Source organism: Actinomyces timonensis, from assembly GCF_040702965.1.
In the GTDB taxonomy this organism is placed as follows: domain Bacteria; phylum Actinomycetota; class Actinomycetes; order Actinomycetales; family Actinomycetaceae; genus Actinomyces; species Actinomyces timonensis_A.
In genome coordinates, this window is record NZ_CP159989.1 from 340,013 (window position 1) to 362,422 (window position 22,410).

General features: G+C 70.2%; 17 protein-coding genes and 1 pseudogene. 9 read left to right on the forward strand and 9 right to left on the reverse strand.

The genetic code is table 11. The features are described from left to right. The first annotated feature begins 90 nt into the window (after positions 1-90). Positions 91-1,167, forward strand: a complete 1,077-nt coding sequence (locus tag ABXS69_RS01460; RefSeq protein ID WP_366180850.1) for a class C sortase — start codon at positions 91-93, stop codon at positions 1,165-1,167. Positions 1,168-1,178: 11 nt separating this feature from the next. Here ABXS69_RS01460 and ABXS69_RS01465 read toward each other — a convergent pair whose 3' ends face one another. Both ABXS69_RS01465 and ABXS69_RS01470 read right to left on the reverse strand, forming a co-directional pair. Further along, positions 1,179-2,852: a HAMP domain-containing sensor histidine kinase gene (locus tag ABXS69_RS01465; RefSeq protein ID WP_366180851.1), complete on the reverse strand. Its 1,674-nt coding sequence runs from the start codon at positions 2,850-2,852 to the stop codon at positions 1,179-1,181. Next, positions 2,849-3,643, reverse strand: a complete 795-nt coding sequence (locus tag ABXS69_RS01470) for a response regulator transcription factor (protein ID WP_366180852.1) — start codon at positions 3,641-3,643, stop codon at positions 2,849-2,851. The genes ABXS69_RS01465 and ABXS69_RS01470 overlap by 4 nt, the downstream gene beginning before the upstream one ends. Before the next feature lie 137 nt (positions 3,644-3,780). Here ABXS69_RS01470 and ABXS69_RS01475 point away from each other — a divergent pair, with 137 nt between their 5' ends. From ABXS69_RS01475 to ABXS69_RS01510, 8 genes and pseudogenes are all read left to right on the forward strand, one after another. Continuing rightward, entirely contained in the window at positions 3,781-5,133 is a 1,353-nt protein-coding gene (locus ABXS69_RS01475) for a PAS domain-containing protein (RefSeq protein WP_366180853.1), read from the forward strand. A gap of 909 nt (positions 5,134-6,042) precedes the next feature. Continuing rightward, entirely contained in the window at positions 6,043-6,672 is a 630-nt protein-coding gene (locus tag ABXS69_RS01480) for a hypothetical protein (protein WP_366180854.1), read from the forward strand. Positions 6,673-6,813: 141 nt separating this feature from the next. Then, positions 6,814-9,747, forward strand: a complete 2,934-nt coding sequence (gene topA / locus ABXS69_RS01485) for a type I DNA topoisomerase (protein WP_366180855.1) — start codon at positions 6,814-6,816, stop codon at positions 9,745-9,747. 494 nt (positions 9,748-10,241) lie between these two features. Continuing rightward, positions 10,242-10,730, forward strand: a complete 489-nt coding sequence (locus ABXS69_RS01490; protein WP_366180856.1) for a hypothetical protein — start codon at positions 10,242-10,244, stop codon at positions 10,728-10,730. 32 nt (positions 10,731-10,762) lie between these two features. Further along, positions 10,763-11,491: a response regulator transcription factor gene (locus ABXS69_RS01495; RefSeq protein ID WP_366180857.1), complete on the forward strand. Its 729-nt coding sequence runs from the start codon at positions 10,763-10,765 to the stop codon at positions 11,489-11,491. After that, a complete protein-coding gene (locus ABXS69_RS01500) occupies positions 11,488-12,477 on the forward strand; it encodes a HAMP domain-containing sensor histidine kinase (protein WP_366180858.1) in 990 nt (329 codons plus the stop codon). The genes ABXS69_RS01495 and ABXS69_RS01500 overlap by 4 nt, the downstream gene beginning before the upstream one ends. Before the next feature lie 234 nt (positions 12,478-12,711). Continuing rightward, positions 12,712-13,486, forward strand: a pseudogene (locus ABXS69_RS01505) (OmpA family protein). 58 nt (positions 13,487-13,544) lie between these two features. Continuing rightward, entirely contained in the window at positions 13,545-14,123 is a 579-nt protein-coding gene (locus tag ABXS69_RS01510; protein WP_366180859.1) for a DUF3060 domain-containing protein, read from the forward strand. On the opposite strand, the gene ABXS69_RS01515 is transcribed toward ABXS69_RS01510, so the two are convergent. The 7 genes from ABXS69_RS01515 to ABXS69_RS01545 all read right to left on the reverse strand — a co-directional run bounded on the left by ABXS69_RS01515 (position 14,038) and on the right by ABXS69_RS01545 (position 22,161). Continuing rightward, positions 14,038-14,829 carry a TetR family transcriptional regulator gene (locus tag ABXS69_RS01515; protein ID WP_366180860.1) on the reverse strand — a complete coding sequence of 264 codons (792 nt, stop codon included), beginning with the start codon at positions 14,827-14,829 and terminating at the stop codon, positions 14,038-14,040. The genes ABXS69_RS01510 and ABXS69_RS01515 overlap by 86 nt on opposite strands. A 128-nt stretch (positions 14,830-14,957) precedes the next feature. Then, positions 14,958-16,343, reverse strand: coding sequence for an MFS transporter (locus tag ABXS69_RS01520; RefSeq protein WP_366180861.1), 1,386 nt, complete (start codon positions 16,341-16,343; stop codon positions 14,958-14,960). 95 nt (positions 16,344-16,438) lie between these two features. Further along, entirely contained in the window at positions 16,439-17,467 is a 1,029-nt protein-coding gene (locus ABXS69_RS01525) for a DMT family transporter (RefSeq protein ID WP_366180862.1), read from the reverse strand. A 154-nt stretch (positions 17,468-17,621) separates the two neighbouring features. Next, positions 17,622-18,749 (reverse strand): serine/threonine protein kinase, encoded by a 1,128-nt coding sequence (locus ABXS69_RS01530; RefSeq protein WP_366180863.1) that lies wholly within the window; start codon positions 18,747-18,749, stop codon positions 17,622-17,624. 147 nt (positions 18,750-18,896) lie between these two features. Next, on the reverse strand, positions 18,897-19,862 hold the full coding sequence (locus ABXS69_RS01535; RefSeq protein ID WP_366180864.1) for a carbamate kinase: 966 nt from the start codon (positions 19,860-19,862) through the stop codon (positions 18,897-18,899). A 3-nt stretch (positions 19,863-19,865) separates the two neighbouring features. After that, positions 19,866-20,876 carry an ornithine carbamoyltransferase gene (argF, locus tag ABXS69_RS01540; RefSeq protein ID WP_366180865.1) on the reverse strand — a complete coding sequence of 337 codons (1,011 nt, stop codon included), beginning with the start codon at positions 20,874-20,876 and terminating at the stop codon, positions 19,866-19,868. A gap of 55 nt (positions 20,877-20,931) precedes the next feature. Continuing rightward, entirely contained in the window at positions 20,932-22,161 is a 1,230-nt protein-coding gene (locus tag ABXS69_RS01545) for an arginine deiminase (RefSeq protein WP_366180866.1), read from the reverse strand. Positions 22,162-22,410: the final 249 nt, after the last annotated feature.

Genomic DNA, 22,410 nt, shown 5'->3' on the forward strand with positions numbered 1-22,410 from the left:
GCCTGAGCAACCCGGTGCCGGGGAGGCGAGGGACCGCCTCCCCGGCACCGGGGCGCGTTCAGCCCACCCCCACCCGTCCAGGAGCAGCAGATGAGCATCGACCTCGACGCCCCCACCGCGCTTCGGTCAGCCGAGCCTGAGGTGTCGCGCCCCTCGCGCTGGCCCGGACGGCCCCTCAAGGAGCAGATGACCGGCGGCGCCCCGGACGCAGGCCTTCTTGAGGCCATCGATGCCGCTGAGGCCCCTGGGAGCGCCGACGCCGTCGAGGTCTCCTCCCACTCCCGACGCCGCCACGGCAAGCGCTGGGACCCCCGCCGCCTCATGACGGCCCTCCCCGTGCTCCTCGTCCTCATCGGTGTTGGCGTGCTCATCTACCCCGTGGTCGCCACCCAGCACAACAACGCTGATCAGCAGCGCCTCGCGGAGATGTACGCCTCGCATGTCGAGGAGTCCGGTGAGGACGTCATCGCCCAGCAGCGGGCCGCGGCCGAGGAGTACAACGCCCATCGCGAGTCCTCCCCGGTCCTCGACCCCTGGCTCGAGTCCCAGCGCCCGGACACCCCCCAGTACCAGGAGTACCTCAGCCAGCTCAACCTCGATGAGGCCATGGGCCGCATCGTCATCCCCTCCATCCACTCCGACCTGCCCATCTACCACGGAACGCAGAGCGACACCCTCGCCAAGGGCGTCGGGCACCTCTTCGGCACCTCCCTGCCCATCGGCGGCGCCTCCACCCACTCCGTGCTCACCGGCCACACCGGCCTGGGCACCGCCACCCTCTTCGACCACCTCACCGACCTCAAGAAGGGCGACTCCTTCTACGTCTTCGTGCTCGGCAAGACCCTCAAGTACGAGGTCGCCGACATCCGAGTCGTCCTCCCCAGCGAGACCGAGTCGCTCAACCAGGTGCCGGGCCGGGACCTCGTCACCCTCATCACCTGCACCCCCTACGGGGTCAACACCCACCGCCTGCTCGTCACCGGCGAGCGCGTCCCCATGGACCCCGTCACCGCCGACGCCGAGATCGCCGGCGCCACCCCCGCCCCCATGGAGACATGGCAGGTCATCATCATCTGGGTGGTCGCCATCATCCTGACGATCCTCGCCCTGTCCATCGCCACCGCCCTGCGGCGCCGTCGTCGCTGCCCCACCGACAGCAGCGCCTGACCGCTCGGCGCCTACTCGACGTCGGCGGCGGGCAGCTCCACGGTGACCGCCGTCCCGTGGTCGGCCTCATCCGTGCTCGACTCCACCGTGAGGGCGCCCCCGTGCGAAGAGACGATCGCCAGCGCGATCGACATGCCCAGGCCCGTTGAGCCGGTCGAGCGCTCCCGGGAGGCGTCCCCGCGGGCGAATCGAACGAAGACGCGATCCCGCATGGACTCCTCGATCCCCGGGCCGTTGTCCGCCACTCGGATCACCAGGCGCTTGCCGTCCCGCTCCAGGGTGGTGGTCACGCGCGTCCCCGCGGGCGTGTGCACCCGGGCATTGGCCAGCAGATTGACGATCACCTGGCGCAGGCGCGCCTCCTCGCCCTCCACGATCGCGGGAGTGGGCTCGAAGTCCTCGGCCTCATCCTCGCTCATGCCCTCCGGGGGGTTCAAGATCGCCAGGTCGAGGGACCACTCGTGATCAGGGCCGGCCGCCCGGGCGTCGGCGACGGCGTCGACGAGGATCCCAACCAGATCCACCTCCTCGCGGGCCACCGGGCGTCCGGAGTCAAGCCTGGCCAGAAGGAGGAGGTCCTCGACGAGCGCCGTCATCCGCAGGGACTCCGAGTAAACCCGGTCCAGCGCGTAGGAGGCCTCCTCCGAGAGCCCGAGCGGGCCCGCCGCTCGGCTCGCGCCTCCGGGCGCGCCGGTCTCGCCAGGGTCCTCCCGCTCCCCGCTCCCGCGTCGGATGAGCTCGGTGTAGCCGCGAATCGAGGCCAGGGGGGTGCGCAGCTCGTGGGAGGCGTCGGCGACGAACTGGCGCACCTGCGTCTCCGAGCGCTGGCGCGCCGCCAGGGCGGCCTCGACATGTCCCAGGAGCGTGTTGAGGGCCCCGCCGACCTGGCTGACCTCCTGCGAGGTCGCCAGATCGGTGTCGTCGACCCGCTCGTCGATGCTCACCTCGCCGCGGGCCAGGGGCAGGGAGGCAGCGCGCTGGGCCGTGGACGCCACCCGCTCCAGGGGCGCCAGCGAGGAGCGCACGAGGGCGCGGCCGCTGAACGCCGCGATCGCCGCCCCCGCCAGGGCGATGAGCCCGAGGAAGAGGATCTGGCCGCGCACCAGGTCGTTGTCCTCCTTCATGGACAGGCCCGTGATCACCTTGTCCCCGGTGCGGCTGTCGTGCTCCACGAGCACCCTGTAGTCGCCGAGCGAGTCGATGCGCACGCTCACCGGCGTGCCGATGTCCTCCAGGTCCAGCAGGGAGGAGACCTCCGCGGCGCTCAGCGCGCGATAGGTGCCGTCGTCGCGGATGTAGCCGGCCGTGATCGCGCGGGACGGGTCCGGGGTCCTGCCGCCCGCCTGCCCACCGGCGATGACGACGGTCAGCGTCCCCGCCCGCTGCCCCGCCGCGTCGAGGCCCTTGGGCACCTGGTGGTCGTCATCATCATCTGGGGACGCGGAGCGCGTCCCGACATCCGCCTCAGCCTCATTGGTCACCACCTCCAGGGCCTGCTCGGGGACGTCCCCGTGACGCCGGTACTCGACGCGGCTCGCGGCCGCCCGCACCTGGCTGTCGAGGCGCTCGATGAGGCCGCTGCGCAGGGAGAGCGTGGAGATGGCGCCGATGACGGCGGCCATGGCGAGGACGATGCCCAGGACGCCCGCGACCAGGCGCGCGCGCAGGCTGCGGGGCCTGCTCACCCCTGGGCCCCGGCGCTCTCCCTGCCCTGGCCCGCCGGGATCGCCGCGCCGTCGGAGCGCTCCTGGGCCTCGGCGGGCTTGAGGACGTAGCCCACGCCGCGCATCGTGTGGATCATCGGCTCGCGGCCCTTGTCGATCTTGCGGCGCAGGTAGGAGATGTAGAGCTCGACGATATTCGCCTGGCCCCCGAAGTCGTAGTTCCACACCCGGTCCAGGATCTGGGGCTTGGACAGCACGCGGCGCGGATTGCGCATGAGGAAGCGCAGCAGCTCGAACTCGGTGGCGGTCAGGCGGATCTCGGTGTCGCCGCGCCAGACCTCGTGGGAGTCCTCGTCCATGCGCAGGTCGCCGACCGTCAGGACGTTGGCCGGCTCGGCGGCCCAGGCCCCGGAGCGGCGCAGCAGGGCGCGCAGCCGGGCCACCACCTCCTCCAGGGAGAAGGGCTTGGTGACGTAGTCGTCACCCCCGGCGGTCAGGCCGGCCACGCGGTCCTCGACCGTGTCCTTGGCGGTCAGGAACAGCACGGGGACGCCCGGGGCGTGGGCGTGGATGCGGCGCATGACCTCCAGCCCGTCGAAGTCGGGCAGCATGATGTCCAGGACCACGACGTCCGGCTGGATCTCCTTGGCGGCGCGCACCGCAGCCACGCCCGTGGAGGCGGTCGTCACCTCCCAGCCCTCGTAGCGCAGGGCGGAGGCGAGGAGGTCGGCGAGCATCTGCTCGTCGTCGACGACGAGGACGCGGACCGGTGAGCCATCGGCTCGGGTCAAGAGCTCGGCGGGAGTAGTCATATCCCCATCCAACACTCCTTCCCTGTGTCGGCGCTGTGAAACCGTGACCATCTTCCAGGGCGACTCAGGCTGTCCTCACTTGAAGTGGATGGGGCAGGATGGAATCGATCTCCTGCACCCTGACGGAAGCGGCTCCAGTGGAAACGATCATCGGGAACAGCCGCCACTTCGACGCCGAGGACGTGTTCTTCTCCTCGACGGACGGCAAAGGCGTCAATCGCGCCGCGAATGAGACATTCCTTCAGCTGGCGCGCTATCCGCGCGAGGAGATGATCGGCGCCCCGCACAGCATCATTCGCCACGACGACATGCCGGGCGGTCTGTTCAAGCTCATGTGGGACGATCTCGCCGCGGGCGTCCCCGTGGGCGCCTATGTGCTCAACCGCGCCAAGGACGGACTCGACTACTGGGTGTTCGCCACTGTGACCCCGACCTCCGGCGGCTACGTCTCCGTGCGCACCAAGCCCCTGGACGGCGCCGTCTTCGCCTCGATCGGCGAGGCCTACGGATGGGTGCGCGCCGCCGAGCGCGAGCGAATGGGCTCGGGCGCCAACCGCCGCGAGGCCGCCGAGCACGGCGCTGAGCTGCTGATGGGGGAGCTGGCCTCCCTCGGCCACGGCTCCCTCGCCGCCTTCGGGCGGGCCGCCCTCGCCTCGGAGGCCCAGCGCCTTCTGGCCGAGGGCGTGAGGGTCCCCGCGCGCGAAGGGGCCGAGGGCCCCGCGGCCGAGATCCTGGGAGGGGCCCGCCGGGTCGAGGCCTCCAGCGACAGCCTCGTGGGACGCATCGGGGACTTCCGCCAGGTCGTCTCCTCCCTGGGGGCCTGGCTCGACGGCGCAGAGTCCATCCGAGACCGCGCCCAACGAACCGCCGCCCTCATGCGGACTCTGACAAGCGAGGATCCGGAGTCCTCCGCGCCCGGGCTGGCCGAGAGGATCATCGAGCGCTCCGAGTGGGCAGCCACCGCCGTGACCGGCCTGAAGGATTCCGTGGCCTCCTTCGCCGATGCCATGGAGTCGATGGCCTTCAGCGCCGCGCTCATCCGCCTGCACACCCTCGTGCTGGGCGCCTACGCCGCCTCCGTCGTCGACGGGACCGAGGCCGACGAATCCATCGCCATGCGCGAGCTCGTGCACGGCCTCGAGGCCGACCTGGGCTCCCTGGACTCGGCAAGGGGCGTCGTCGATGCCCGCATCGGCGAGCTCGAGTCGGCCATGGCCTGCGTTGTCTCCGACCTCGATCGGACGCGCCGCCCCTACGAGCGCTGGCTGCGCGCGCTCACCGACGAGGGCGCCGTCCTCAGCGAGGACGCCGAGGGGGATGTGGCCGCTCTCATGGGGGAGGCCGGTTCCCTCTCCGAGCAGGGCTACCCGGAGATGACCGACCTGGCGAACCTCGCCGGGCGCTGCCGGGGCCTCGACCTGAGCACCGACGACGAGGCCCTGGGCGGCGCAGTCGAGCGGATCCGGGCCGCTCTCGCCGCGCTCGGCTGAGCTCCGCGCCGTCGGCGCGCTGATCCTCGTGACGGCTCCCGCACCGCTTGGATAACGATTCGGTAGCAGTGTTGGGGAGGTTTGCGGGAAGTCGTGTCCGAAAAGTGACCTTCGTTGGTAGATTCCTGCTGGTCGGCGTCTCTTCGTGCTCGTCGGCTTCCTCCCTGGGATAGCAGCAAAGGACATCTACGATGGAATCGCAGATCGGTTACGAGAGATTCTTTGACCCTGAGGACATCTTCTTCTCGACCACCGGCCCCAAGGGCGTCATCCGTCGCACGAATCGGACCTTCGACTCCCTGTCGCGCTACTCGCGGGAGCGCCTCCAGCGCGCGCCGCACAACATCGTCCGCCACCTGGATATGCCCGCCGGCCTGTTCAAGCTCATGTGGGACGACCTGGGCGCCGGGCGACCCGTGAGCGCCTACGTCCTCAACCGCGCCGCCGACGGCGTCGACTACCGCGTCTTCGCCACCATCGTCCCGATCCGCGACGGCTTCCTCTCCGTGCGCACCAAGCCCCTGCGCGAGGGTGCCCAGCGCGCCATCGAGGAGGCCTACCGCCGCGTGCGGACCCGTGAGCGCGAGTTCGCCGGCCGGGGCGCCTCCCGCTCCCGGATCGGCGAGATGGGCGCCGTCGAGCTCGCCACCGAGCTGGCCGGCCTGGGCTACCCCACGCTCATCGACGCCACCCGCGCCCTCCTGCCCGCGGAGGTCAGCGCCCTTGTCTCCGCGGGCGTGCGCGTCCCGGACGCCACCGGCGTGAGCGGGCCCGTCGTGGACATCCTGCGCGCCGCCGCGGACCTCGAGCGCTCTACCAACCGCCTCGTCTTCCAGCTCGAGGAGTACCTCAGGCTCTTGGGCTCCCTGGAGGGGACGAGGGACTCGATGCTCCGGGTCGCCGAGCGCGTTGAGCTGCACCGGCCGCGTCCTGGGCGCCCAGGCCCGCATCTCCTGGCAGCGCACGCGCGGCGACGAGATCGCCGAGCGCGTCGTCGAGATGTCCGGCCAGGCCGCCCCCGCCCTGCGGGCGCTGCCGCGGAGGATGGGCGCGGTACGGGACGGCGTCCTCGACCTGCGCTTCTCAGTGGCCCTCATGCGGCTCATAACCCTCATGGTCGGGCGCTTCTCCCGCTCGATCCTCGACGGCAGCGAGGAGGACCCGATCGGCTCCATCTCCGACCTGTGCGAGGCCCTGCACTCCGTCGTCGGCGCCATGGACGCCGTCTGCGCCCGCGCCCGCCGGGCCGCGGAGTCCCTGGACGCCGATCTGCGCGCCGTCACCCCACAGATCGACCGGATCACCCGCCGCACCCGCCAGTGGGTGGATGACAAAGCCGCGACGCGCGCCGTCGACCCGGCCGACGCCAACGACCGGGACATGCGGGAGGTCCGCTCCTTCGCCCAGCAGGGCGCGCCCGAGGTGCGGCCGATGGCGGCGCTGGCTGCCGAGTGCCGCACGATCGACCTCCCCTTCGACTCCGCCGCCGCCCACCAGCTCATCGGCTCCATCGTCACCGCGCTCGGCCAGCTGTCCTGACTCCGGGCGGTCCCCCGGCCGGGCGGGGCCCGCCGGGCGCCGATGGGTTAGAGTCGGCTCGGGCGCCCGCAAGGGGCGTCGAGGTTGTGCCGTCCGCTGATGCGCGCGCGCCGGTTTCCCAACGTCGCAGGAAGGTCCCCCGTGCCCCGCAAGCTCGTCATCGTCGAGTCCCCCAACAAGGTCCGCTCGATCGCCGGATACCTGGGCCCCGATTTCGATGTCGAGGCCTCCGTGGGCCATATCCGTGACCTCGCCCAGCCCTCCGAGCTGCCCGCCAAGGAGAAGAAGGGCCCCTACGGGCGCTTCGCCGTCGACGTCGAGGACGGGTTCAAGCCGTACTACGTCGTCAACCCCGACAAGAAGAAGACCGTCACCCATCTCAAGAAGGCCCTCAAGGATGCCGACGAGCTCTACCTCGCCACCGATGATGACCGCGAGGGCGAGGCCATCGCCTGGCACCTCCTGGAGGTCCTCAAGCCCAAGGTGCCGGTCAAGCGCATGACCTTTACCGAGATCACCAAGGAGGCGGTGGGCCGGGCCCTGGAGAACACGCGCGAGCTCGACACTGACCGCGTGGACGCCCAGGAGACCCGCCGCATCCTCGACCGGCTCGTCGGCTACGAGGTCAGCCCCGTCCTGTGGCGCAAGGTCCGCGCGGGGCTGTCCGCCGGGCGCGTGCAGTCCGTGGCCACCCGCCTCGTGGTGGAGCGCGAGCGCGAGCGCATGGCCTTCGTCTCCGCCGGCTACTGGGGGGTGGAGGCCCGCCTGAGCACGGTCCTGGGCGGGCTCGACGCGGCCGCTCGCGCCGAGGGCTCCTTCACCGCCCGCCTGGCCGCTCTCGACGGGCGCCGCGTGGCCACCGGGCGCGACTTCACCGACGGCGGCGAGTTGACGGCGCCGGCCCGCAAGGCGGGTACCGTCCACCTCCACGAGGGCGCGGCCAAGGCCATCGCCGAGACCGTGATGCGCGCCGTCCCACGGGTGGCCGAGGTCGAGGGGAAGCCCTACAAGCGGCGTCCCGCCGCTCCCTTCACCACCTCCACCCTCCAGCAGGAGGCCTCGCGCAAGCTGCGGATGAACCCGCGCGAGACGATGCGCGTGGCCCAGGGCCTGTACGAGAACGGCTTCATCACCTACATGCGCACGGACTCGACGGTCCTGTCCGGCCAGGCGGTCAGTGCCGCCCGCGCCCAGGTCGCCGAGCTCTACGGGCCTGAGTACGTGCCCGCCAAGCCGCGCGTCTACGCCACGAAGGCCAAGGGCGCCCAGGAGGCCCACGAGGCGATCCGGCCCGCCGGCGACCACTTCCGCACCCCTGCGCAGGTCAGCGGCGAGCTCAGCGGCGCGCAGTTCCGCCTCTACGAGCTCATCTGGAAGCGGACCGTCGCCTCGCAGATGGCCGACGCCGTCGGCTCCACCGCGACCGTCCGCGTGGAGGTGCCCCTGGCGCCCGCCGACGGCGGCTCGCGCGACTCTGGGCAGACCTTCTCCACCGCTTCCTTCACCGCCTCTGGTACCGTCATCACCTTCCGCGGATTCCTGGCCGCCTACGAGGAGGGGCGCGACGCCGAGCGCTACTCCGAGGCCGTCGCGGGCAGCGCCGGTGAGGCTGTGAGCGGCGGCGAGGCCGGCGGCGCTGCTGGGGCGGGCGCTGCGGGCAGCGGCGGTGGGGGCGCGCAGTCACGCGAGGCGCGCCTGCCCGCCATGATCACCGGGCAGGAGCTCGCGGCCCTCGGCGCCGAGGCCGCCGGGCACGAGACCACGCCGCCTCCGCGCTACACCGAGGCCTCCTTGGTCAAGGCCCTGGAGGAGCGCGAGATCGGCCGCCCCTCCACCTACGCCGCCACCATGTCCACCATCTCCGATCGCGGCTACGTGGATCACCGGGGCCAGGCCCTCGTGCCCACCTGGCTGGCCTTCGCCGTCACGCGCCTGCTGGAGGAGAACTTCGCCGAGCTGGTGGACTACGACTTCACTGCCTCCATGGAAGCCGACCTCGACCGTATCGCCGCCGGAGAGGCGGACCGGGTCGCTTGGCTGACCCGCTTCTACTTCGGCGCCGGCGGGGCGGGCTCGGCGGATGCCGCGGGGTCCGCGGAGGGCGCCGGGAGCACTGGGGGAGCGGGCCAGGATGGCGAGCGCAGCCTGCGCGCCATGCTCGACGGCCTCGGGGAGATCGACGCCCGCGCCATCAACTCCATCGAGATCGGCGAGGGCATGACCCTGCGGGTGGGGCGCTACGGCCCCTACCTGGAGGATGAGGAGGGCAAGCGCGCCAACGTGCCCGCCGACATCGCCCCGGATGAGCTGACCGTCGAGCGCGCCCGTGAGCTGTTCGAGCGGGCCGCCGACGACGGCCGCGAGCTCGGCGTCGACCCATCCACCGGCCACACGATCATCGCCAAGGACGGCCGCTACGGCCCCTACGTCACGGAGGTCCTGCCCGAGCAGGCCGAGGCCGCCGATGCGGAGGAGGCGACGGCGTCGGGGACGAAGAAGAAGCGGACCGCGAAGAAGGCTGCCCCCAAGCCGCGCACGGCCTCCCTGCTGCGGAGCATGAGCCTGGCGACGGTGACGCTCGAGCAGGCCCTGGACCTGCTGAGCCTGCCGCGCGTCGTCGGGCAGGACGCCGAGGGCGTGGACATCACCGCGCACAACGGCCGCTACGGCCCGTACCTCAAGAAGGGCGCGGACTCGCGCTCCCTGGAGACGGAGGAGCAGCTGTTCACCGTCACGCTGGAGCAGGCCAACGAGCTCTTCGCCCAGCCCAAGCGCCGGCGCGGTCAGGCGGCCGCGCGGGGCCCGCTGCGCGAGCTGGGCACGGACCCCGTCTCCGGGCGCCCTGTGGTCATCAAGGACGGGCGCTTCGGCCCGTACTTCACCGACGGTGAGACGAACGTGACCCTGCGCCGGGGTGATGACCCGGCGACCGTGACCCCGGAGCGCGCCTACGAGCTCCTCGCCGAGAAGCGCGCCAAGGGGCCGGCCAAGAAGCGCGCGACGACGCGCAAGACCACCACGAAGAAGACAACGGCCAAGAAGAAGCCCACTTCTGCCGAGACCGGTCGAAAATAGGATCGAGACCGGTCCGCGGACCGGTCTCGATCCTATTTTCGACCGGTCTCGGCAGAGGGCGCGCACGCCCCGAACAACGAGGTTGCTGGCCTGCCGGCGGCGCCGAGGACCTGCATGCGGCGCTCTGGAGCAACGACGCTGTCACCGTCGGGCCGAAGGGAGCGCCGGAACTCCGTCAAGCGCGGCTCGGACCGTTATCACGATGCCGTACTCGGACCTTCAGGCGGCCTTCCACGGCGTGTATGCCAACGCGGCGAGATAGTCGCGTGACGCAACGGTGCCAAGAGAGGGATGGTGAACAAGATGCGTGAGAGGAGCGGGGCATGAGAGGCGGGCATCGGATGTGGGGGCTGCTGCGCGTCGCCTGTCCGCCGCGTCCCAGTGCCACCGCGTCCGCGGCTGAGACCCGGCACTGAGCGTATGGCGCTGCGAGCACGGGACGCCGATCCTGCAATGAGCGATGGACGGCCGGGTACGAGAGGAAGTGTCTGAGGATGGTTCGCAAGGTGGTTATTGGGGCCGTCAGTGTCGTCGTCGTGCTCGTCCTGGCCGTCGCTGGCTTCATGTGGTGGTCGGTGCGTCCGGGCACGCCGGACCTGCCCGAAGAGCTTGAGGCGCTGCGCTCGGAGGCGCGCAGCGTGGGTGAGGCGGGTCCCAGCACCCTGGCGAGCGGGTGGAGGCTGGTCGTGAGCTCGGTGGAGACCTCGGGCGCCTGGGTGCAGATCTGGCCGGAGGATGACTCCGGACCGGTTGAAGGCGACTTCCTGAACGTTGGGACGAGCGGTGTCATTGGCTCGTGCGCTGTCGCCGTGCTGGAGACTCACCCGGGCTGGGCCTGGCGTGGTCCCGGCAGCCAGACCGGCTGGGCGCTGCTGCACGTCAGCTGTCCGCCGCGTCCCAGTGCCAGCCCCAGTGAGATGGCCACCGCCGGTGCGAGCGCGACGCCCACCGCCACCCCCAGCGGCACGACGGACGAGGGTTGACCGGGCCGCGCCCACCGGTCAGGATGCACCCCATGCCCCTGCCCTCCGCTCCGTCGCCGACGGCAACCCTCCTCCTCGTCGATGACGAGGCCTCCATCCGTACGTCGCTGGGGCCCTACCTTGAGCGCACTGGCCTGCGCGTGCTCCTCGCCTCCGACGGGCGTGAGGCCCTCGACGTCCTGGCTGCCAACCGGGTCGACATCGTCGTCACCGACGTCCTCATGCCGCGCATGGACGGGCGCGAGCTCGTCCGCCGGCTGCGCTCCCAGGGCACATGGACACCGGTCATCCTCCTGACCCAGCTCGACGCCTCCTACGAGCGGATCTCGGCCCTCGACGACGGCGCGGACGACTACCTGTCCAAGCCCTTCGACCCGGCCGAGCTCGCCTCGCGGGTGCGCGCGGTCCTGCGCCGCAGCCAGGGGGTGGCCAGGCCGCTGACAGCCGCCACGGTCCTGACCGCCGGCGCGCTCGTCCTCGACCGCAGCAGCAGGAGGGTCGAGCGCGACGGCCACGAGGTCGCACTCACGCCCAAGGCGGTGACCCTGCTCGACTACCTCATGAGCCACCCCGGTGAGCTCCACACCCGTGACAGCCTTCTCGCCGCCCTGTGGGGGATCGACTTCGCCTCCTCGACGAGGGCCGTCGACCACCGCATCCGGGAGATCCGCCGGGCCCTGGGGGACACGGCCAGCGACCCCACCTACATCGAGACCATCCCCTCAGGGGGGTACCGATTCTGCGCGAAGGTGAGCGGGTGAGCGCCTCACACACGTCCCGGCGGCGGCGCCCGCCGTCGGGGCGTGCACTGCCCTGGGGCGGTGCGCTCGCCCTCGTCGCCGTCGTCTCACTCGTCGTCTGGGCGACGACGCGCGGGACCGTGCTGACCATCAGTGCCCAGATGTGGGCGGTGGCGCTCACGGTGGGCCTCATCCTCGTCGCTGCCATCGCCCTGGTCGCGGCCGTCAGGTCCCGCACACGCCGGCTCGTGAGCGCCGCGCGCGGCCAGGCTGCCCAGGAGGCAGCCGAAGAGGCACGCAGCCGCCACCGCCAGTTCCTGCGCCGCCTCGACCACGAGCTGAAGAACCCGCTGACGGCGGTGCGCGCCGCCGCCGCCGACGCCGGAGAGCAGAACGTCCCGGCGCCCGTGCGCGGCGGGCTCGAGGTCATCGACGCCCAGTCGCGCCGGATGAGCCGCCTGCTCACCGACCTGCGCAAGCTGGCAGAGCTGGAGACCTCGCCGCTGGGCGTGGAGCCGGTCGACGTCGTCGAGACGGTCCAGGACGCCGTGGACGCGGTGATCAAGGAGGCCGCGGGCCGGGGCGCCCCCGTGCGGGTACGGCTCAACATGCCCCAGGTCCCCTGGCCCCTGCCCGAGGTCATGGCCGACGGCGACCTGCTGTACTCCGCGGTGTACAACGTCATCTCCAACGCGGCCAAGTACACGCCCGCGGGCGGGGTCGTGGAGGTCAGCGGCCGTGAGGAGAGCGGCACGGTGACGATCGAGGTGGCCGACACGGGCATCGGTGTGCCCCAGGACGAGTTCGACCTCGTCTTCACCGAGCTCGGACGGGCAAGCAACGCCCACGGGCTGCCCGGTTCCGGGCTCGGTCTGGCGCTTGTGCGCACGATCATGGAGCGCCACGGCGGCAGCGCGGCCATGGCCTCGCGCCAGGGCGTGGGAACGCGGGTGCTGCTCACGCTGCCGGCGGCGGGCCCGCAGGGCCAGCGTGTCACTCATCCCTAGCCACCGCTGCCGGGCGTGACAGACAGCCGCATGATTCCGCCGATTCTTTGCCCGGCCCCCACCTGTGACGAGGCCTGAGTGACACACCCTGTGATGTCGCACGATTGCGACATCGCTGCGACCGGGGTGCGACAGCGACGACCCTAGTCTTGTGCCAACAGCAACAGGGATATCGTCTTCTCCTCACAAGCCCATCACCTTGTTCACTCCGACCCGCTGAAGGCACGCCCACCCATGAACCGCACGTCCTCCCTCGTCCCCGCCCCCGCGGTCCAGAGCACCGCGGCTCCCGCGACGAGCCAGCCGAGCCCGTCCGCCTCCGCAGCGGACGACCCCTCCTTCGCGGTACCGGGCTACCGGGTCGGGGAGATCCCCCCGGTCCCGCTCTTTGCACTGCCTGACCTCGGCCTGCTGACCGCCTCCACCGGCCGCTTCACCCCGGACCTGACGACGTCGCTGACCTCCCGGCCGGGCATCACCGTCACCCCGGCCCGCTGCGATGAGCAGGGCGTCCTCGCCGGCGGCTCCACCGTCGTCGGCGCAGACGGCAGCGTCGTGACGAACAACGGTCAGTCCTCGGTGGTCAACGACGGTCGGGGTGCGGGCCTCTACACCGACGGCACGGTGAGCATCGTCAACAACGGTGACGGCACGAGCAACTACGCCGATGGTGCCCTGTTCGACTTCGGCTCCTCCGAGGTCCGCCCCGAGGCTGCGGCCACGCTCACCGAGCTTCGCCCAGGTGCTCAACGAGGCCGGAGCCCCGCGGGCCCACGTCTACGGGCACACCGACTCCGTGTCCGACGAGGCCTTCAACCAGACCCTGTCCGAGCAGCGCGCCCAGGCCGTGGTCGACGCACTCACTGGCGCCGGCGCGACCACCTCCCTCGACGCCCAGGGCTTCGGCGAGACCCGGCCGGTGGCCCCCAACGAGAACCCGGATGGCTCGGACGACCCGGCCGGCCGCCAGCTCAACCGCCGCGTCGAGATCTACATCCCGGCGTTCTGAGCCCTCGATCCACACCCGACATCCCCCGACACCCGTCTCCACGAGAGGAACACGCACCATGACCACCCTGACCCGCCGCGGCGCCGCCACGACCTGCGCCCTCGCCCTCGCATTGACGCTCGGCGCCTGCGCGATCAATGCCGGAAAGCCGGACAGCGCTAACGGGAACACGACCCAGGCCGCCCAGCAGGAGGCCACCCAGCCTGCCGCTGCCGGCTCCGGCTCCACCAACGCGGACAAGCCCGCCGAGGGCTCCGCCAGCACGGCAACGGCCCCCGTCAGCGCGAACCCGGACATCGTGGAACCCGACTGGCGCGAGCTACTGAACAACCGCAACGCCGCCGTCATGTCTCCCACGAACGGTCAGCTGACAATCGCCTCCGCCGGCGTTCACGCCATCGTGCGCGAGCACGTCAACACGATGACGCTGTCGGGCTCGGATATCGACGTCGCCGCCACCACGGTGGACCGCCTCGTCATCTCGGGCTCCTCCGTCGACGTCTATGTCGAGAACGTCACCTCCGTGACGATCACGGGGACCGACGTCGACGTCATCTACGCGGGCGACCGGCCGACGGTGGAGGACATGGGTGCCGACAACACCGTGCGCGCGCAGTCCGCTCACGGCGACGACTGAGCGCGCGCAGACCGATCGAGGGCGGCAGGGGGGAGGCCCTGCTTCTGCCGAGACCGGTCGAAAATAGGATCGAGACCGGTCCGCGGACCGGTCTCGATCCTATTTTCGACCGGTCTCGGCGAGGGCGCGCACGAGGGCGGCCGCGGTCTCGCGCACGTCGCGGCACTCGGACAGCGCGGTGACCGCGGCGCCGTCGACGACCGCGATGATGATCTCGGCCGAGTAGCGCAGCGAGAAGCTTCTCCGCGATGCGGCTGATGGCGGCGTTGAGCCGCTGGCGCCCCTCGCGGTAGGCCGATCCGACAGGCGCTGAGGCGCCGGCCGAGATCAACTGGAGGTAGTGGCCGAGGTACGGGCCGATCTCCGGCAGGGTGGCGCGCAGCAGGTACTCGATCCGCTCATCGAGGCCGGACCGCTCCTCCAGGGCCTCGACGGCGTCGGCCACCCGCTCCGCGCGCGCGGCCCACAGGCTGATGTTGAGAAGGCCGGCCTGGTGGAGGAGGTCGTCAAGGCCGTCGAAGTAGTACGTGGTGGCCGACAACGAGCACCCGGCACGCTGGGCCACGGCCCGGTGAGTGACCTCCTTCGGGCCCGATTCACGAATGATGGCGGCCGCTGCGTCGATGATCGCCTGCTTCCGGGCCTCCCCCTTGGCAGTCGACGCCTTCTCCCGTCGGTCACTGGTCGTTTCCACGGCGCTGCGCATGCTGACACGATAAGACCAAAATGGCGCCGCGGGGATGTGAACCGGGACGATGGCGTGTGAGGGGACCCCCAGGACCTGCGAGCTCACGGGCCCGCTGGCCGCCCGCCGTCGGCACGGGGCGAGGCCGCTCAGTGGGATGACGAGGCTGCCGTGGGCCTCGATCCCTCGTGGGTGAAGGCGGTGAGGTCGGCGTCGGAGTGCTCCGGCGCCACGATCATCGCGCCCAGGGCGGCCAGCGCGACGACGCTGAGGTAGACCGCGGGCGCCAGGGAGGAGCCGGTGGCGGAGATGAGCCAGGTGGCGAGGAAGGGCGCCGTGCCGCCGAAGAGGGCGTTCGCCGTGTTGAAGGACAGGGCGAAGCCGGAGTAGCGCACCTCGGTGGGGAAGGACTCCGCGAGGAAGGTGGCCAGGGTCCCGTCATTGGCGGTCAGGATGACTGCGAAGAGCAGCTCGCAAGCGAGGATGATCCAGATGTTGCCGCCCTCCATGATCCAGAACAGTGGCACGGACAGCGCGATGAAGGCCACGCAGGCGCCGATGAGCATCTTGCGGCGCCCAACGGTGTCCGAGAAGTGCCCCATGACGAAGATCGAGGAGATGTAGCCGCAGAGCATGATCGAGGTCAGCAGGTTGGAGGTGCTCTTCCCGATGCCGATCTCCTCCTGCAGGTAGGTGGGCATGTAGCTCAGCAGCAGGTAGAAGCCGACGGCGTTGAGGCAGGAGACCCCGAAGGCGATCGCCACCGTCCGGCCGTGCTTGCTCAGGACATCGAGCACGGGGGTGCGCCGCGACGGTCCGGAGGCGGCCTTCAGCTGCGCGTTCATCTCCTGGAAGGCGGGGGAGTCCTCCAGGTGCACCCGGATGTAGCGACCGACGACGCCCAGGGGGCCGGCGAGCAGGAACGGGACGCGCCAGCCCCAGGACTCCATGGAGGCGTCGTCGAGGAGCCAGTGGAGCAGGGCCACCAGGGAGGAGCCCGCGAGCAGCCCCGTCGCCGTGGAGGCCGGCACGAGGCAGGTGTACAGGCCCCGCCTGCCCGCGGGGGCGTACTCGGCCAGGAAGGTGCCCGCGCCCGCGTACTCGCCGGAGGCGGAGAATCCCTGGACGAGGCGCAGGAGCAGCAGGAGGATGGCGGCGCCCAGGCCGATCGTCGAGTACCCGGGCAGGAAGGCGATGAGGAAGGTGGAGCCGGACATGATGAGGATCGACCATGACAGCGCCCAGCGCCGCCCGAACCTGTCCCCCCAGGCCCCCCAGACGACGGCGCCTACGGGCCGCAGGAGGAAGGACATCGCGAAGACGGCGAAGGTGGACATGAGCTGGACGGAGGTGTCGGTCTCAGGGAAGAAGACCTTACCGATGACGACGGCGAGGTATCCGTAAGAGGCGTAGTCGAACCACTCGATGAAGTTGCCGATGAAGGACGCCGCCGCCGCCTGGCGCACTGTCGCCCCCTGGGCGCTGCTGGGGATCGCGGTTGTGGGGGGAGGGGCAGTACTGCCGTCGGCGGTCATAGGCGTCTCTCCGGGTTCGTGGACTGTCAGGGGCTGTTCAGTGGCGACGGCCGCCCCTCGTGCCATTGGGAGTACGCGGGCGGCCGTCGATGAGGTCAGGCGGTAGCGACAGAGCGTTTACCGGCTCGAGCAAGAGCATCGACGATGATCGGGGCGAAGCCTCCTCCCACGATCAGGGCTCCGCCGATCATACCGATCGGGGTCAACTGCTCGTGGAAGATCAGCAGGCCGCAGATGATTGCCACCGGGCATTCCCAGTAGGAGATCGTGGACATCTCCACGGCGGGCAGGTTCCTCCCCGCCACGACGAGGAACCCGAGGGCGATCAGTCCGCTGAAGACGAACAGCAGCCCGGCCGAGCCCCAGTTGGAGCCGGTGAAGGCGCTCACCCCGTGCCAGGGGCGCAGGATGAGCGCCATGCTCAGCGCCGCGACGGAGGCCCACACGAAGTTCCACACACCGCGGACGATGGAGTCCACGTCCTTGCGGTACCCGTTGAAGAACAGGGCCATGCCGTAGAAGACGCCGGACAGCAGGCCCAGGAGGTCCCCCAGGGCCTTCTTCGGGTACTCGGCCGAGGTCACCGACAGGTCCAGTCCGAAGGAGAGCGCCCCGTCCTTGTAGTCGATGATCCCGATCGTCATGAGCATGCCGACGAACACGATGAGCAGGAAGAGCCCGTTGAGCCGGCTGATCCTCTCCTTGCGGAAGATCCTGGCAAGGATCGTGCAGAACAGCGGCCCGGTGTAGATGAGGAAGACCGCGTTGGCGATCGTGGTCAGCAGCGTGGAGGAGATGTAGCAGCCCAGTGACAGGCCGATGGAGATCCCTCCCATGATGATGGCCGGGCTGAGGCGGGTGGAGCGGAACAGCGCGGTCTTGTGGGTCGCGAGGAGCAGGATGGTGAAGCCCGCCACGCCCGTGAGCATGCGGCCCGAGGCGAGGAAGGAGCCGATGACGGCCTTGTCATCGGGGATAAGGCCATTGGTGGCGCCCCGGCTGAAGGTCCCCACCAGGCCCATGCCTGTGGCGGAGATGAGCATTGCGATGGCGCCGAGCCTCTTGTCCATGACGTAGGTGGACCCGGCGGCCTTGAGATCAGGGGTGGTCGAGGTGTCGTTCATTGGGGTGCGTCCTATGCGTCCTTGCACGTGGTGGATCCGGTTCAGGCGTCTTTGCCTGGAAGGCCCCGGTGGGCACAGGGACCGGGCGCGATTGCCTGGTCAGGTGGATGGTCCCTGGGGGCCGGCAGGGACCGGCCCCCAGGGACCCGGTGCGTCAGACGAGGGTGGGGTCCTCGACCTGGTTCGGGAAGTAGTCCTCGCAGCCGCCCTCGCGGTAGACGTCCGCCGTCGCGCAGTGCAGGGCACCGCCGAACGGGTAGGCGTCGCGGAAGGGGACGGGGATGACGTTCATGCCGAGCTTGTCCATCTGCTCCATCTGGTGGACCTCGCTGGCCTCGCAGATGACGGTCTTGTGGTCCAGGACCAGGCAGTTCATGGACAGCCACACCGAGGAGTAGCACAGCGGCGGCGGGGTCTCGTGCGCCGGCATGGCGGCGTCGACGATCTGCCAGTCGTTGGCCTCGAAGATCTTCCTCTGCTCCTCGGGCAGGCGGCGGTGGGGGTTGTTGATGATGAGCCCCGGCCGCAGCGGCACGAAGGTGGCGTCGATGTGGATCGGGTAGGGGTCGCCCGGGAAGTTGACGGCGTGGACGCGCAGGTCCGGGTAGTACCGCTTGAACCACTCCATCGCGGTGCGGTTGGTGGTCAGGCCGTGCTGGATGAACAGGTCCTTGCCCAGCCGCAGGACGTCGGCCGCGTCCCACATGGGCTCGGCCTCGGTGGTGACGAAGTCCTTCGCGGCGGTGCGCTCGAGGCGCTCCTCCAGCGAGATCTTCTCGTCGTAGTAGTTGTGCTTGTAGGAGGCGTCGGTCAGGCGCGGGCGGGGGGCCTGCGTCCACTTGAACTCCGGGTCCTCGTCGAAGTACTTCTTCATGAGGGGCCAGTAGGCCAGGTACTCGAAGTAGCGGCAGCGGAAGGAGTTGGCCGAGGCCATGATCTCGTTGCCGATGGTCAGCAGGATGTCGCGGGGCGGCATGCAGGTCATCATCGAGTCGGTGCGGAAGTCCGGGGTGATGACGGGCTGGTTCCACTGGAGCGGGGTCGGGCGGTCGACGACGACGCCGTGGTCCTCGCAGACCTTGGCGAGGTAGTCGAGCTGGGCGTTCGCCTTCTCGACGGTCTCCGTGGGGCGGGGGCCCCACATGCCGCGCATCTCGGAGTCGATCGGCACCTTCTCGCTGGTGGCGGGCTCCTCGGGGGGGATGACTGAGAAGTCGGCGCGTCCGACGATGACGCGCTTGAGGGGGTCGAAGTCGTTCCACGAGTTCACGATCTTCGTCATGGGAAAATCACTCCTTTGTGAGTGCGGCGCTATGCCGCGGGTATCGATGCATCGAATGGGTGGTTGGCAGATCCGCTCAGCGGAAGAGGGGGCCTCCTTCCTGGGGCTCGTGGGCGTGCCGGGCGCTGACGGCCGATCAGCGCCCGGTCAGTTGGTCGTGCGGTCGGGCACCGGCGGCCGGATGTCGTCCGGCCCGCCGTAGTTCCCTCCCGGGGTCACGATCGTCCCGGAGACCCCCTCGATGATCCTGATGGCGTCCTCGAGACGGCCGATGGCGGCCATGTCCCCCGTGAGCTCCACGAAGCGGCACACGGCCTCCACCTTGGGGCCCATGGATCCCGCGGGGAGGTCCATGGCGCGCAGCGAGGCCGGGGTGGCGCGGTCCACCCGCTTGGCCTGTGGCGTCCCGAATCCCTCCTGGACGCCGTCGACGTCGGTGAGGATGAGCAGGGCGTCGGCATCGAGGTGCTCGGCGAGGACCGCGGCGGTCAGGTCCTTGTCGATGACCGCCTCGACCCCCTGGAGCTTGCCGTGCTCGTTGCGGATGACCGGCACCCCTCCGCCGCCGGCGCAGATGACGACGGCGCCCGCGTGGAGGAGGGCCCGGGCCATCCGGGTCTCGATGACGCGCTGGGGCCTGGGCGAGCCGACGACGCGGCGGTAGTGCTCGCCGTCCTTCTTGACCGTCCAGCCCCTCTCGGCGGCCAGCCTGTTGGCGGTGGCCTCGTCGTAGACCTCGCCGACGAACTTCGTCGGGTTGGCGAAGGCCGGGTCCCCGGCCAGGACGAGGGTCTGGCTCAGCAGGGAGGCGACCTGCCTGCCAGGCAGGGCGTTCTGCATGGCCTGGAGGAGCCAGTAGCCGATCATCCCCTGGGTCTCCGCGCCCAGGGTGTCGAAGGGGTAGCACTCGCTCAGGCGGTCATCGTTGGCGGACTCCAGGGCGAGCACGCCGACCTGCGGGCCGTTGCCGTGGGTGATGATGAGCTCGTGCTTCTCGGCCAGCAGGGCCAGCTGCTTGGCCGCCCCCTGCACGTTGGTGATCTGGGTGCGGGCGTCGGGCTTGTCCCCCCGGCGCATGAGGGCGTTGCCGCCCAGGGCGGCGACGATGCGCATGGGTCAGTCCTCCCAGTCGCCCAGGGTGGCGACCATGACGGCCTTGATGGTGTGCATGCGGTTCTCGGCCTGCTGGAAGGAGACGTTGCGCTCGGTCTCGAAGACGTCGTCGGTGACCTCCAGGCCCTCCATGCCGGTGGCCTCGAAGAGCTGCTGGCCGACCTTCGTGTTGCGGTCGTGGAAGGCCGGCAGGCAGTGGAGGAACTTGACGTCGTCATTGCCGGTGCGCTTCACGAGCTCGCCGTTGACCTGGTAGTCCTTGAGCAGGGCGATGCGCTCGTCCCAGACCTCCTTGGGCTCTCCCATGGAGACCCACACGTCGGTGTAGAGGTAGTCGACGCCCTTGACGCCCTCGTCGACGTCGTCGGTGATCGTGATGCGGGCCCCGGAGACGGCGGCGAGCCCCTCGGCGATGGTCACGACCTCGGCCTCGGGCTGGAGCTCCTTGGGCGCCACCAGGCGGATGTCCATGCCGACCAGCGCGCCGGAGACCAGCAGGGAGTTGGCGACGTTGTTGCGGGCGTCGCCCAGGTAGGCCAGGGAGATCTCGGTGATCGGCTTGTCCACCAGCTCGATCATGGTCAGCTGGTCGGCGAGCATCTGGGTGGGGTGCCAGGCGTCGGTCAGGCCGTTCCACACGGGCACGCCGGAGAGCTCGGCCAGGGTCTCGACCTTGGCCTGATCGTCACCGCGGTACTCGATGCCGTCGTACATGCGCCCGAGCACGCGGGCGGTGTCCGCCACGGACTCCTTGTGGCCCAGCTGCGAGCCGGAGGGGTCGAGGTAGGTGGTGTGGGCGCCCTGATCGGCGGCGCCGACCTCGAAGGAGCAGCGGGTGCGCGTGGAGGTCTTCTCGAAGATGAGGGCGATGTTCTTGCCCTTGAGGCGCTGGACCTCCTTGCCGGCCTTCTTGTCCGCCTTGAGCTGGGCGGCGAGGTCCAGCAGGCTCATCCACTCGGCGGTGGTGAAGTCCGTCTCCTTGAGGAAGTGGCGGTTGTGCAGAGGGTGGGTCATGTCGATCCGTCCTTCATTGGGATTGAGGTGAATGCGGGCGATGGAGGAAGGGTAGTCACGAGCCGAGGGGCTCGCGGACCACGGGGCAGCTCATGCAGTGCGGGCCGCCCCGGCCCCGGCCGAGCTCGCTACCGGGGATGGTCAGCACCTCGATGCCCTTGGAGGTGAGGTACTCGTTGGTGTTGACGTTGCGCTCGTAGGTGATGATCACACCGGGCGCGACGGCCAGCGAGTTGGCGCCGTCGTCCCACTGCTCACGGGCGGCCGCGCGGCTGTCCTGGGGGGTCGTGAGCACGATGAGCTCATCGATGCCCAGGGCGGCGGCGATGGCGTCGTGCATGGCCTCGGTGGGATTCTCGATGACGTCCACCGCGCCCTCGCGCTCACCGGGGCGCAGGGTGAAAGTGGGGAGCATCCCCGCGTCGGCGTACTTGGTGAAGGTGCCGTGGTCGACCATCGTCATGATGGTGTCCAGGTGCATCTGGGCGCGCGTCTTCCTCATCTTGACGGCGACGATCTCGCGCATGCCCCCGGCGAAGAGCTGGGCGGCCAAGCGCTCCACGCCCTGGGGGCAGGTGCGCTCGGAGACGCCGATGAGCACGGCGCCGTTGCCGATGATCTGGATGTCCCCGCCCTCGGTGGACAGCGCGGGGCTGACCGTGCCATCGGACCAGATGGGGAAGCCCCCGGCGGCGAAGAGCGGGTGCCAGGAGTAGATGGCCCGGTAGTTGAGCGACTCGCGGCGCCGGGCCCGGCGCGACATGGAGTTGATCGACACGCCGTTGTAGATCCAGGATGAGGTGTCCCGGGTGAACAGGTGGTTGGGCAGGGGGCCGATGAGCAGGTCCTCGGGGTCCATCGAGGCCAGGACCATCGAGGAGACCCCCGGGATGCGCTCGAGGAGCTCCTCCTTGGTGATCCCGGCGATGAGGGTCTCGGCGAGCGTGGGCGCCTCCATGCTCTCGGCCCATTGGCGGATGGCGGGGGAGGCCGCCAGCCCCGTGGAGTCCTCGGACAGGACGGCGTCCAGCAGGAAGGCGCGCGCCTCGGGGATCTCCAGGGTCTCGGCGAGCAGGTCCTGCAGGTAGAGCACCTGGGCGCCGCGGCTGCGCAGCACTCGCGCGAACTCGTCATGCTCCTGCTGGGCCCTCTCGAGCCAGAGGACGTCGTCGAAGAGGAGCTCGTCCTTGTTCTCCGGGGTCAGCCTCAGCATCTCCTTGCCGGGCCGGTGGATGATGACGGTCTGGAGGTGACCGATCTCTGAGTCGATGGATGGCGTGAGCATCGCGTCCTATTCCTCTGGAATCTGGCGCGGCGCCCGGCGGGGCGCACGCGGGATGGCCCAGGGCTGCGTCGCCCTGCGCTGATGCGGTGGTGGATTCAGGGTGTGGTCTCAAGGGTGGCAATGGCGCGGGGCCAGGGGTCCCGGGTGCTTGCCGGAGGATGGCGCCGTCCTCTTCGATTGGTACGTTCGTACCATTGGTACAAGCGTACCAATCGTGACGCGCATCTACAATAGAAGTGATGGAAGTCA